This is a genomic window from Pseudomonas sp. S09G 359, from assembly GCF_002843605.1.
In the GTDB taxonomy this organism is placed as follows: Bacteria; Pseudomonadota; Gammaproteobacteria; order Pseudomonadales; family Pseudomonadaceae; genus Aquipseudomonas.
The window spans coordinates 3,821,081-3,833,131 of record NZ_CP025263.1 but is presented as its reverse complement, the minus strand read 5'-3'; the positions used below and the strand labels follow the sequence as shown (position 1 = coordinate 3,833,131).

Below are 12,051 nucleotides of genomic sequence, written 5' to 3'. Positions count from 1 at the left end.
GTATCAGTATTTGTAAGCCTGACGGCCGATCAGCAGCCACTTGCCTTTCTGTTTCTGCCAGACCTGGAAGTTGTCGATATCGGTCGGCACTTCAACGCCACTGTTCACGGCCAGCGCGTGGAAGTGGTTGCGCACCAGGGCGGTGTCGCCTTGCAGGGTGACGGTCTGGTTCTGCATTTCGAGGGTCTTGAACGCGCTGGTGTGGGTTTCCAGGTCAGCGATGAATTGCGCCTTGTTCTGCACCTTGCCGCTGGAGTGGCCGTAGGTGAGTTTATCGCTGGTCAATGCGTGCAGTTGCTTGAGGTCCAGGTGCAGCATGGCTTGGGTCAGTTGATCGACCGCTTGGGCCACTTCCTTTTCGGCGGGGGCAGGCGCGGCGGCGACAAAACCGCTGAACAGGCACAGAAAACCGATCAGCACTTTGACTTTTTGCATGGGTGTTTCCTTATTGTTGTTGGGGGCGTTCGGGCAACACGTTACTGAATGTGTTGTCGTACAACATGCAATAGTTTGGGGTGATTTGGAAAGTGAAATTTGGAGTATTTGCGTGATTGCTCGGGTTTGTTAAGCGGTATCTTTCAATCTATCTTGTACGATGTCTCATCACGCGTTAAAAATGGCCTCCCGTCTAACAATAAAATAACGGAGACACATGATGGATCTTTCCCCTTTGCCTGCCCGAACGGATCACAGCCGCCGCGTCTTTCTCAAACGCTCCCTGGCGGTTTCCGCGTCGGTGGCGGTGCTGGGCAACCTGCCGCAGTTAGCCGACGCAGCAGAGCCGTTGAGCCAGCGTTACCCGGACCCACTGGTCAAGGTGCTCGATGACAGTTTCCTCGAGTTGCGGTTGTTCAATGCCAGCGTCGAACGGCTCGCCACCGGCCTGCGTTGGGCCGAAGGGCCGGTGTGGGTCGGCGATGGTCGCTACCTGCTGCTCAGCGATATCCCCAATAACCGTATCGTGCGCTGGGACGAGGTGACCGACAGCCTGTCGGTGTACCGCGAACAGTCGAATTTCTCCAACGGCATGTGCCGCGACCGCCAGGGTCGCCTGCTGGTGTGTGAAGGCTCAACCACCTTCAAGGAGGGGCGGCGCATCACCCGCACCGAACACAACGGCAGCATCACGGTGCTGGCGGACAGTTTCGACGGCAAGCCCTTCAACTCGCCCAACGACATCGTGTGCAAGCGCGACGGTTCGGTGTGGTTCAGCGACCCGCCATTCCAGACCGGCAACAACTACGAAGGGCACAAGATCACTCCCACCCAGCCCCACGGTGTCTATCGAATCGACGCGGACAGCGGCAAGGTCACGCGGGTGATCGACGACCTCAACGGGCCCAACGGCCTGTGCTTCTCGCCGGATGAAAAGACCTTGTATGTGGTAGAAGGCCGGGCCAAACCCAACCGACTGATATGGGCCATCGACGTCAATGACGACGGCACCCTCGGCGCACGCCGCAAGCATATCGAAGGCCTGGAATACGCCGCGTTGGACGGCATCAAGTGTGACGAAAGCGGCAACCTCTGGTGTGGCTGGGGCGGCAATGGCGACCCCAAGGCGGACCTGGAAAAACTCGACGGCGTACGGGTGTTCAATCCCCAGGGCAAGGCCATCGGGCATATCTCGCTGCCGGAACGTTGCCCCAACCTGTGTTTTGGTGGCAAGGAAGGCAACCGCCTGTTCATGGCCGGCAGCCATTCGATCTATGCGCTGTTCGTGAATACCCGCGACGCCGGTTTCGCGGCATGAAGCGCTGAAAAAATTCACGTTCAGTGTCGGTAGGTCGGCGCTGAACGTGGCATTTTTTCGTTATGCTGCGTGCTCCTGTGAGTACAGAGATGCAAGCCAATGGATTTTGACTGGCACAGCGACCCCATCACCCGCGCCACGCCCGTGACGCCGCGCTATAAAAACACCCAGAACGTACGCCGTTTCATGCTCGAGCACTGCGGTCCAGGGTTTAAATTCGACCGGCCGTTCATGGCCTGGATTCGTAACGACCAGCCCAAGACCCTCGGTGATCTGGTGGATGAATGGCAACGTCGCAACCAGGACACACGCCCATGACGCTCGATCAAAAATACCAGGCCGCCCAGCAACGCCTCGGCTATCAATTGGATGAATTCAAAGTTGGCGGCAACTACACGCCGCTGGTGCGCGACGGCAATCACCTATACATCAGTGGCCAGATCCCCCGGGTAGGCGATGCTATCGTGCTGCCGGGCAAGGTCGGTGACAGTCTCACCTTGGCCCAGGCGCAAATCGCTGCCGGTGTCAGTGCCTTGCGTTGCCTGGGTTTGCTCAAGCAGGCGCTGGGGTCTCTGGACCGGATCAAGGCTATCCCGCGGATCACCGTGTATGTGCGCAGTGCCGAAGACTTTGATCAGCAAAGTGAAGTAGCCAACGGCGCCTCCGACTTGCTCCACGAGATCCTCGGCAGCGCCGGGGTGCACACGCGCACGTCGGTGGGGGTGATGCAACTGCCGAAATCGGCGGCGGTGGAGATCGATATGATTGCGGTGGCCCACGACTGAACACGCAATGATTACCCAAGGCATGCTGGTTCTGACCCACTACGGCACTTACCTCGCGCCGGGCCTGGCGCTGTTTGCCCTATGGTTTGCGCTCACGCCCAAGGCGCTGACCGCCCTGCGCATTCTGATTCTGCTGGCCGCGTTCGTGCTGATGCGCGACGCGATGACGCCACTCGGCATGTGGGCGCTCAGCGACGCGGTGAGTATCACCTTTACCGCCAATACCTTTGTACTGGCGGCTTTGGGTGGCCTGTCGCTGTTAATGATTGCCGTGCTTTCGCGGCTGGCGCCGGAGTTATGGCGACTGGTGGTGTGGGTCAAAGGCCAGCCGCTGGCAGGGCTTGCGGCGGGGCTGGCCATGGGCTGTCTGATCGGTGTGCCGTTGCGGTTTTACCAGGGCATTGAGGCGCATGCGATCCCCGGCTATTGGGCGTGGCTGCCGGGCATGGCAGTGCTGGCCTATGGTGGCAATGCACTGGAAGAAGTGCTGTTTCGCGGTTTTTTGCAGGGCTACCTGGAACAACAGGTAACGCCGTTGCGCGCAGCATTACTCAGTGGCGTGGCGTTTGCGGCCTGCCATGCCTTCCTGGCTTTGAGTGTTACCCAATTGGGCTGGCCGGTGTTGCTGTTTACCCTGATCGAAGGGCTGGCCTGCGCGCTGGTGCGCATGCGTTTCGGGGTGCTGGCGGCGACGCTGGCCCATGGCACGGCGATCTTGTTGATTGCGGTGCCTTACATGGCTTGAATTGAAATACGGTCCAGATGTGGGAGGGGGGGGGACGATTCGACTTTCCCCATCCCACATTTTAACCGCAGCTATTCAGACGGTAGCGCCGGCGTGCGCGGCGGAACCACGCGTTTGCTGCCCGTCGCCTCATACGCTGCCGCAAACCGCAGCAGCGCCGAGTCGTCATAGGCGCGGCCGGCAAACGTCAGGCCGATCGGCATGCCGATATCCGCCATTACGCCCATCGGCACGGTGACGGTGGGCACGCCCAGGTGGCGTATCGCGAGGTTGCCGTTGGCCACCCAGATGCCGTTGCTCCAGGCGATATCGGCGCTGGCTTCGTTCACGTCGGCATCCGCGGGGCCTACGTCGGCCACGGTCGGGAACAGCACCGCGTCGAGCCCAAGCTTATCCATCCAGTCTTCCAGGTCGACCCGGCGGGTCTGTTCCAGGCCGCGCAGGCCGTCGGGTACTGTGCTGATCTCGTTCCACGGCGTGATGCCGCGTTCGGCCATGCGCACGTACTCGTCCATGCCGGCGGCCAGGTCGTCTTCACGGTTGGGCAGGGTGCCGGGGTCGTGGGGGAAGATCTTCGGCCCGTCCACATCCGCCAGGCGGTTCAGGTTCGGGTCGTTGTTGGCGCGCAGGAAGTCATCGAACGCCCAGGCGGACAGCTCCCACAGCTCATCGTGGAGAAATGCCTTGGACACCAGGCCACGGGTAAACACGGTGGGCGCGCCAGGGCGGTCGCCTTCGCAATTGGACACCAGCGGGAAATCCACTTCGATCACTTCGGCTCCGGCGGCTTCCAGCGCCTGGCGTGCGTCTTGCCACAGGTCGATGACGCTGGCGCGGGTGTTGATCTTCTGCCCGGTCGGCCCGCCGATGCCGGGTTTTTCGCTGGTGCCGGCCTCGGGGTCGGCATTGATGTACATGCGCGGTACACCGAAGCGTTTACCTACGAGGGATTCAGGCGTTGCGGCGAGTTCTGCGTAGGACGCAGGGCGCACGTCGGCGACGCGGGGGATCGGCACCCAAGGCTGCAGGCGCCACAGGTCGCCACGGGTGTCCGGGTCTTCGGCCACCACCACGTCGAGCACTTCGAGCAGGTCGGCCATGGTGCGTGCGTAAGGCACCACCACGTCCATGGTCGGGGTCAGCGGCCAGTTGCCACGCACCGAAATCACCCCACGGGATGGGGTGTAGGCGCACAGCCCGTTGTTGGATGCGGGGCCGCGCCCGCTGGACCAGGTTTCTTCGGCCAGACCGAATGCCGCAAAGCTGGCAGCGGTGGCTGTGCCGGCACCGTTGGACGAGCCGGAGGCGAACGGCGCGGTCAGGTAGTCGGCGTTATACGGGCTTTCGGCACGGCCATACACGCCGCGCTGCATGCCGCCATTGGCCATCGGCGGCATATTGGTCTTGCCCAGACAGATGGCACCACCGGCGCGCAGGCGTTCGATGGTAAAGGCGTCGCGATGGGCAACCAGATCGGCGAAGGCGGGACTGCCGGAGGCGGCGGTCAGGCCTTTGACCAGGTAACTGTCTTTGGCGGTATAGGGGATGCCATCCAATGGCCCCAAGGTTTCGCCCTTGGCCCGGCGCGCATCAGACGCCGCGGCTTCTTGAAGGGCTTCGGGGTTGCGCACTACCACGGCGTTGAGTGCGCCGTTGTACGCATCGATCCGCGCCAGGTATGCCTGAACCAGTTCAACGGCCGTGGTCTGGCCGGTTTCAAGCGCCGCGCGCAATTGGGCAATGGAGACTTCGGTAACTAGCATCAGGTTTTTTTCGCCGCCTTCAGATGGGGGTATGGCGGCAGTCTACGTACAGATATTTCACAAAACCAGTGCGGCATGGTCGGCATAGGCGCCGCGCATTACCTGCCAGGTGGCGTCGTCGGCGGGAATCAGATGTTCGATACGCAGCGAGGCCAGGGTGATGTCCTGAGGCATGCCGAAGGTGGTGAAGGTCGACAGAAAGTTCAGCTCGCCCTGGGTAGAGCGGATGCGGGTCAACACCAGGGGCGGCAGCTGTTCCGGCATTTCGCTGTTGCTGGGTGCTGGCAGGCCTGCGAGTAAGGTCGCCAACCCCGGGTTGCCGAGCGCCTCGCGGGTGGCGCGCTGCCAGGCCAGGCTGCGGATTTCGTCGGCATTGATCAGGTGGTCGCCCAGGCCGCCGGGCTGCAGCAGGGTGGTCAGCAGGTTCACGCCTTGGGCGGCATCCGGGTGGATGCCCACCAGCGCAAACAACACACCGGTGCTGGCATTCGCAGCCAGCACTTGCCATTGGCTGTCCAGCAGGATCGCCGGGGCCGGGTTGTTGGCGTGCAGCACATGGCTGACCGCCTCGCGAATTGCGGCCATCACCGGCGAGGCGAGCGGGGTGGCGGTGTAGCGGGGCGCAAAGCCGGCGGCGAGGAACACCTGGTTGCATTGGTCCAGCGGCACTTCCAGCGCCGTCAGCAGATTATGCAGGGTGCCAGGGCTTGGCATGGCGCGGCCGGTTTCCAGGCAACTGAGGTGGCGCTGGGAAACCCCCGTGATCAGGGCCAGGTCGAGCTGGCTGAGCTTGGCCTGGCGGCGCAATTGGCGCAGGAGTGCGCCGGCGGTAGCAGGGTTTTCCATGACGTATTCATGACCTCCGAGGTCATTGCGAGGGAGGCAACCTTATCACTAGGCTGAGCCTCAATCACTTCAAGGATGACACCATGCACAAACCCTTTCTGGCCCTGGCCGCGCTGTTGGGCTTTTCGTTTTACACCCTGTTCACCATGCTCACGGCCGAGCAGTCGCTGTTGGCCTTTGGGCGGGAATTGATGTCGCGCCCGGATACGGCGCAGGTGGTGATTGACCTGTATTTGCTGGCCGCATTGGCGTGCGTGTGGATGTACCGCGATACACAGCGGCGTGGGCGCACGGTGGTGGCGGTGCTGCCGTATTTTCTGCTGACGGCAGTGTTCGTATCGGTGGGGCCGTTGTTGTACATCGTTGTGAATGGGTGGCGGGATGAGTGATTTATTGCAGGTCTACGCGCTCTGCGTGCTGGTGCTGTGCGTGAAGATGTTGGGTGTTTCCTGCTATCAAGGATGCTTCCGTATCTGCGGGCGGGCGTTCGTCAATCCTGAAGACGCGGCTTGGTTGAATAGCACAGCACGCGCAGTCGAGTTGCCACAGGTGGAGCGAGCAGCCAAGGCATGGAGCAATGACCTGGAGAATATTCCGCTGTTTTTTGTGTTGGGCGGGCTGTGCGTGGTGCTGGAGACGTCCGCCATGGCCACCGTCTGGTTGTTTGGCGGTTTTACCCTGGCTCGGATTACGCACACGGTGACGTATCTAGGCAGGTGGCAACCTTGGCGCACGCTGGCATATGGAGTGGGGATAGTATGCCTGTTCGGGCTGGGAGGGATGGTGGCTTGCAGGTTGGCATGAAGAAGCGCGGTCCCCGATTTGCTGGACGAATGAGCTTTTTTTTGTGGCGAGCGAGCAAGCTCGCTCACCACATAGAGCTCTTTAGCCACTTATAGCCCAATGGCCACATAGAGCCCTTTAGCCATAGAGGTTTCTTTAGCCACAGCAAGTCCCTCCGCCACAGATCAAGGATTAAGAAACGCCTGGTAGTTGTCCTTGGTGATCTGCTGGTAAGGAATGGTCAGCTCAGCCTCATATGGTTGTTTCTTCACCATCTTCACCGCCAGGTCAATCGAGCCCACGGCCTGGCCCTTGTTGTCCTGGTACGCGGTGACCAGCAACAGACCTTTCTTCACCGCATCCAACCCAGCCGCGCCGCCATCGCTGCCGGCCACGAGGATGTCCTTGCCCGGCTGCATGCCTGCCTGGCTGATCGCCATGGCTGCGCCGATGGCCATTTCATCGGCGTTCGCGGCCACGGCATCGATTTTGCGGCCCGACACGATCCAGTTGTTCATCAGATCAATCGCCTTGCTGCGCTGCCATTCGGCGCTCTGCTCCTCGACGATCTTGATGTCGGGGTAGTCCTTGAGTACGTTTTTCACCCCCTGCGTGCGGTTATGCGTGGCGTTGTTGGAGAGCAAGCCCAGCATGATCGCCAGGTTGCCCTTACCGCCCATTTTCTCGGCCAGGTAGCGCATCTGGATCTCGCCGGCCTTGATCTCATCCGAACCTACATACCCCACGCCCGGCGGCACCTCCTTGAACTCGGGGCGACGGTTGACGTACACCAGCGGGATCTTCGCCTGCTGGGCGTTAACCGTCATTTTCTGGGTGGCGGCGGTGTCCACCGCATTGACGATAATCGCGTCCATGCCCTGGGCGGTGAAGTTCTGCACCTGGTTGAGTTGGCGTACCACATCGCCCTGGGCGTCTTCGAACTGCAGGGTCACGCCGGGCAGTTCCTTGGCGTGAGCGGCCATGTAGTCACGCATTTGCGCGAGGAACACATCATCGACCTGGGCGATGCTCACGCCGATGCGTATATCAGCCAGGGCCCAGGGGCTGATGGCGAGGGTAAACAGTGCCGCAAGGAGTTGCTTCTTCATCATGGAGCTCCGCTGTTTTTGTTGTTGTTAAAGCGATTCATGCCTGACGCTTGGCCCGCTGCTGCGCCACGGCTGCAGCGAACTTGGCAGTGGGCCAGCGCTCGTCGAGGGCTTGCAGCATCAGTTCCTGCCCGGTTTGTGGGGCCAGGCCCTTTAACGGCGGGTCGGTGTCGAGGTTGGTTGGGAACGAATAGCCATCGGCGGTACAGGCGACCACAGCGCTGGCGTCCAGGGCCGGGTTGGCGAGCAGCGCCGGGTAAATCGCCAGCATCATGCGCTCGCGGTCGAGGGCTTCCATGGGTTTGCCGAAGGCCGAAGAGATTTGCAGCAGGTTGGCCATGCGCTGGCGGTCCGGCGTGCGGTTGGTGCCGGCGGCATGGAACAACGCTGGGTTGAAGAACAGCAGGTCGCCCTTGTTCAACGGCAATTGCACGGCGTGCTGCTGGAAGTGCTGGATAAACTCCGTGCGCCGCCAGGCCAGGTAGCCCAAGGCGTATTGCTGGGAAAACGGCAGCAACTGGGTAGGGCCGGTCTCCAGCGGCATGTCCGAATGGGCCACCGCACCCTGCAACGTCAGGTACTGGGACAGCTGGTGCAGCGGCAGCGGGAAACGCTCCACCACATCTGCGGTCTGGAAACCCAGGTGATAGTCACGATGCGGTTGCTGGGCCTGGCCGCCGGGGTGCACCACATTGACTTGCGCCGTCACCTGAAAACTCGGCCCCAGCCACGCCTCGGCGATCAGCCCCAGCAGCGGGTTGGCGTAGTACTCGACAAAGGATTCCGGCGACTGCAACGCCGCCTTCTGCAACGAATTCCAGATGCGCCCGTTGGTGCCCGCCTGGGCAAAATGGTCGGCCCCCGCGCCGTGTTTGGCCTCATTGGCGAAAATCGCTTCGAAAACCTGGCTGTGGCGGTCCACTACTTCCAGGTCCTCATAGGCGCGGCGCACCACCATCACCCCCGGCCCCTCGCTGAACACGCGGTGCAGTTCATTCATCACCGCGAGGCGGTCGCTGTGGCGCAAAGTCTGGGCCTGGTAGATCGGCACGTTGCTCACCACTTCAGCGGCCAGCGGATAGTCCTCGACACGCGCCCGCTGTGCGCAAATGCGCTGGAAATCTTCGATGTGCACGGCGTCGGCCGTGACGAACGCCGACATCACACACCGCCCGACAGGCTCAAGGCCTGATGCGGTTGCGGGCTGCCGCTGTCACTGCAGCCGATTACGCCTTGCTCCAGATCGATGATTGCACCGGTCATCATCCCCGATTCACGGGACAGCAAAAACGCCACGCTTTGCGCCACTTCGGCGGGTTTGAGCAGGCGCCCGAACGGCTGCGCGCTTTCCGCCTTGGCCAGCCAACCGTCCTCGGCGCCGTGGTACTGGCGCTGGATGTCGTCCTCGTGGGGTGTGTCCATCCAACCGATATTCAAGCCGTTGATGCGGATGCGGTTGCGCAGCGCACTGAACGCGACGTTCTTGGTAAGGATCGCCAACGCGCCCTTGGACGCCGCATAGGCACTTAAGAATGACTGCCCGCCATGCCCGGTGACGCTCTGGATATTCACCACGGCGCCTTCCACGCCGTTGCTGATCATCAGTTTCAACGCCTCCTGCATCAGGAAGAACGGCGCGCGCACATTCACCGCCATCAACCGATCAAACAGCTCCGGCGAGGTGTCGAGAATGGTGCCGCGGTCGGACATCCCGGCGCAGTTCACCAGCCCGTGGAGGGTGCCGAAGTGAGTGCGCGCAGCGTTGATGATGGCGCGGCAGTCCTCGACGTTTTCCAGGTCGGCTTCGACAAAAAACGCCTGGCAATCCAGCTGCGCCAACTGCCGCACCTGTTCCTTGCCCTGGGCACGCCGGCGCCCGCAGATGATCAGCCCGGCGGCACCACGTTGCGCCAGCGTGTGGGCCACGGCGGCGCCCAGGCCTTGAGTGCTGCCGGTGACGACAAAGTATTGGCCGCTGAAGGTGCTGGCGAGATCGGTGTGTGGCATGGGGGTCTCCTGGATTTTTGTTGTTGTTCATCGCCAGGCTCGACGCCGGGCAAGACTGAGACTAGCATTGCAAAACCTCAGTTATGCCCAAAAAAGACCTCAAAAACACCTCAGGCGAAACCCGTGCTCGAACGCGCCAAACATTTCTCCATCAAGCAACTCGCCACCCAGGCGGGTGTGAGCAAAGCCACGGTCGACCGCGTGTTGCACCAGCGCGGCAGCGTGCATGCGCAGACCCGGCGGCGCATCGAGCAGGCGTTGGAGGAGTTGGAGTCCCAGGAGAAAAACGGCCTGGCGGTGGGGCGTACCTTTCACGTCGACGTGATCATGCACACGCCGCAACGCTTCAGCGCGGCGGTGCAGGCGGCGATCATCGCGCAACTGGCCAGCCTGGCGCCGTTTCGGATCGCCCCGCGTTTTCACCTGTTTGAAGAAATCGAGCCCCAGGCCATGCACGACCAGTTGCTGCGCTGCCTGGACACCGGCAGCCAGGGCGTGGTGCTCAAGGCCGCTGACGAGCCGGCGGTGAACCAGGCGGTCAAAGCACTTATCGCGGCGGGTATTCCGGTGGTGACGTTGGTCACCGACCTGCCGCAAAGCGAGCGCATCGGCTATGTGGGCATGGACAACCGCACCGCCGGCCAGACCGCCGCCTACCTGATGTCGCGTTGGTTGCCGGCGCAGCCCCAGGACGTGGCGGTGGTGATCGGCAGCCAGCTGTTCCGTGGCGAAGAAGAGCGCGAGATGGGTTTTCGCGCCTGGCTGCGCGGACGTGCGGCGCACTTGCGCGTGCTCGATATCAGCGGTGGTTATGGCGTGTATGCCCACACTTTCGAGCGCGTCACCCAGGCCTTGAAGCAGAACCCCGACCTCAAGGCGGTGTACAGCGTCGGCGGCGGCAACCGCGCGATTGTCGACGCCTTCGCCGCCCAGGGCCGCCCGCTGGAGGTGTTTATCGGCCACGACCTCGATGAAGAAAACCGCCAGCTGCTGATCGACGAAAAAATCGCCGCGATCATCGACCACAACCTGCAGATCGATGCGCGCCACGTGTTCCTGCACATCCTGCACTACCACCGCTTGTGGAAGGCCGGGCCGATTGCGCCGTCACAGGTGCAGATCGTTACGCCGTTCAACCTGCCGGACTGAAGCTCTGATTCCACAAATCCAATAACGATCCAGGAGTTCACCCATGCTACGTATCGCCGTTCTAGGTGCCGGGCGCATCGCCAAGATCCACGCCGCCAACGTCGCCGCCCACCCCAATGCCACGCTGGTGCTGGTGGCTGACCCATGGCGCGAAGGCGTTGATGCACTGAGCACGCAACTGGGCTGTGAGGCGGCCTACGATTGCGCCGCCGTGCTCAGCCGCCAAGACATCGACGCCGTGGTGATCGGCACCCCCACCGACACCCATATCGATTTATTGCTGGCGGCAGTCGCCGAAGGCAAGGCGGTGCTCTGCGAAAAGCCCATCGACCTGGATATCGCCAAGGCGCGTAGCGCCGCCCAGGCTGTGGAGCGCCAGGGCGGCAAGGCCATGCTCGGCTTCAACCGCCGTTTTGACCCCGACATGCTGCGCCTGCGCCAGGCCCTCGACGCCGGCCAGATCGGCGCGGTGCGCCAAGTGATCATCACCAGCCGCGACCCAGGCCTGGCCCCGCGTGACTACCTGGAGCACTCCGGCGGCATCCTGCGCGACATGACCATTCACGACTTCGACACCGCCCGCCACCTGCTTGGCGAAGAACCGGTGGAAGTCAGTGCCATCGCCAGCCGCCTGGTGGACCCGAGCCTGGAACAGATCGACGATTACGACAGCGTGATGGTGCTGCTGCGCACCGCCTCCGGCAAACAATGCCATATCAACTGCTGCCGACAGGCCGTGTACGGTTACGACCAGCGCGTCGAGGTGTCCGGCGCCCATGGCGTGCTGCTCACCGACAACCACCGCCCGAGCACCTTGCGCCACTGGAGCGCCGAGCACACCGAAGCATTGGAGCCGTTGCAGCATTTTTTCCTGGAGCGGTATGCCGATGCCTATCGCAATGAACTGACCCAGTTCATCGATGCACTGAACAACGGCCAGGCCTTGCCCACAGGCATGCGTGACGGGTTGTACGCGTTGCACCTGGCAGATTGTGCGTTGGAGTCGGTGCAGACCGGGCGCAGTGTGGCGGTCAGTTACGATTTTTAGACTAATCTGACTGGGATCCTCAGGATCTAGCTGGAGACCTAGTCGTAAGAGTCCAATTTTGTG

At 62.0% G+C, this 12,051-nt stretch carries 14 protein-coding genes; 8 read left to right on the top strand and 6 right to left on the bottom strand.

What is annotated here, in order from left to right; genetic code table 11:
• Nucleotides 1-3: 3 nt before the first annotated feature.
• Nucleotides 4-435: a nuclear transport factor 2 family protein gene (locus CXQ82_RS17345; protein WP_101271143.1), complete on the bottom strand. Its 432-nt coding sequence runs from the start codon at nucleotides 433-435 to the stop codon at nucleotides 4-6.
• A gap of 220 nt (nucleotides 436-655) precedes the next feature.
• Here CXQ82_RS17345 and CXQ82_RS17340 point away from each other — a divergent pair, with 220 nt between their 5' ends.
• The 4 genes from CXQ82_RS17340 to CXQ82_RS17325 all read left to right on the top strand — a co-directional run bounded on the left by CXQ82_RS17340 (nucleotide 656) and on the right by CXQ82_RS17325 (nucleotide 3,283).
• Complete coding sequence (locus CXQ82_RS17340; RefSeq protein ID WP_101271141.1) at nucleotides 656-1,753, top strand: SMP-30/gluconolactonase/LRE family protein; 1,098 nt, start codon at nucleotides 656-658, stop codon at nucleotides 1,751-1,753.
• 99 nt (nucleotides 1,754-1,852) lie between these two features.
• Nucleotides 1,853-2,071, top strand: coding sequence for a DUF6434 domain-containing protein (locus CXQ82_RS17335; protein ID WP_101271139.1), 219 nt, complete (start codon nucleotides 1,853-1,855; stop codon nucleotides 2,069-2,071).
• Nucleotides 2,068-2,538 (top strand): RidA family protein, encoded by a 471-nt coding sequence (locus CXQ82_RS17330; protein WP_101271136.1) that lies wholly within the window; start codon nucleotides 2,068-2,070, stop codon nucleotides 2,536-2,538. The genes CXQ82_RS17335 and CXQ82_RS17330 overlap by 4 nt, the downstream gene beginning before the upstream one ends.
• Nucleotides 2,539-2,545: 7 nt before the next feature.
• Entirely contained in the window at nucleotides 2,546-3,283 is a 738-nt protein-coding gene (locus CXQ82_RS17325) for a CPBP family intramembrane glutamic endopeptidase (protein WP_101271133.1), read from the top strand.
• Nucleotides 3,284-3,354: 71 nt separating this feature from the next.
• Here the strand turns inward: CXQ82_RS17325 and CXQ82_RS17320 are convergent, their stop codons facing one another.
• Complete coding sequence (locus CXQ82_RS17320; protein WP_101271130.1) at nucleotides 3,355-5,049, bottom strand: amidase; 1,695 nt, start codon at nucleotides 5,047-5,049, stop codon at nucleotides 3,355-3,357.
• 54 nt (nucleotides 5,050-5,103) lie between these two features.
• A complete protein-coding gene (locus CXQ82_RS17315; RefSeq protein ID WP_101271128.1) occupies nucleotides 5,104-5,892 on the bottom strand; it encodes a helix-turn-helix domain-containing protein in 789 nt (262 codons plus the stop codon).
• Nucleotides 5,893-5,975: 83 nt separating this feature from the next.
• Here CXQ82_RS17315 and CXQ82_RS17310 point away from each other — a divergent pair, with 83 nt between their 5' ends.
• Together CXQ82_RS17310 and CXQ82_RS17305 are read left to right on the top strand one after the other, a co-directional pair.
• A complete protein-coding gene (locus tag CXQ82_RS17310; protein WP_101271126.1) occupies nucleotides 5,976-6,281 on the top strand; it encodes a DUF2834 domain-containing protein in 306 nt (101 codons plus the stop codon).
• Nucleotides 6,274-6,696: an MAPEG family protein gene (locus CXQ82_RS17305; protein WP_101271124.1), complete on the top strand. Its 423-nt coding sequence runs from the start codon at nucleotides 6,274-6,276 to the stop codon at nucleotides 6,694-6,696. Before CXQ82_RS17310 ends, CXQ82_RS17305 begins: the two co-directional genes overlap by 8 nt.
• Nucleotides 6,697-6,860: 164 nt before the next feature.
• Here the strand turns inward: CXQ82_RS17305 and CXQ82_RS17300 are convergent, their stop codons facing one another.
• From CXQ82_RS17300 to CXQ82_RS17290, 3 genes are read right to left on the bottom strand one after another with little or no spacing between them, the layout of a single operon-like run.
• Nucleotides 6,861-7,784: a sugar ABC transporter substrate-binding protein gene (locus tag CXQ82_RS17300; protein WP_101271122.1), complete on the bottom strand. Its 924-nt coding sequence runs from the start codon at nucleotides 7,782-7,784 to the stop codon at nucleotides 6,861-6,863.
• A 37-nt stretch (nucleotides 7,785-7,821) separates the two neighbouring features.
• On the bottom strand, nucleotides 7,822-8,946 hold the full coding sequence (locus CXQ82_RS17295) for a phytanoyl-CoA dioxygenase family protein (protein WP_101271120.1): 1,125 nt from the start codon (nucleotides 8,944-8,946) through the stop codon (nucleotides 7,822-7,824).
• Entirely contained in the window at nucleotides 8,946-9,791 is an 846-nt protein-coding gene (locus tag CXQ82_RS17290; protein WP_101271118.1) for an SDR family oxidoreductase, read from the bottom strand. Before CXQ82_RS17290 ends, CXQ82_RS17295 begins: the two co-directional genes overlap by 1 nt.
• A 123-nt stretch (nucleotides 9,792-9,914) precedes the next feature.
• Between CXQ82_RS17290 and CXQ82_RS17285 the strand changes: the two genes are divergently transcribed.
• Both CXQ82_RS17285 and iolG read left to right on the top strand, forming a co-directional pair.
• A complete protein-coding gene (locus tag CXQ82_RS17285) occupies nucleotides 9,915-10,940 on the top strand; it encodes a LacI family DNA-binding transcriptional regulator (protein WP_101271116.1) in 1,026 nt (341 codons plus the stop codon).
• 43 nt (nucleotides 10,941-10,983) lie between these two features.
• Nucleotides 10,984-11,988, top strand: coding sequence for an inositol 2-dehydrogenase (iolG, locus tag CXQ82_RS17280; RefSeq protein ID WP_101271114.1), 1,005 nt, complete (start codon nucleotides 10,984-10,986; stop codon nucleotides 11,986-11,988).
• Nucleotides 11,989-12,051 lie beyond the last annotated feature (63 nt).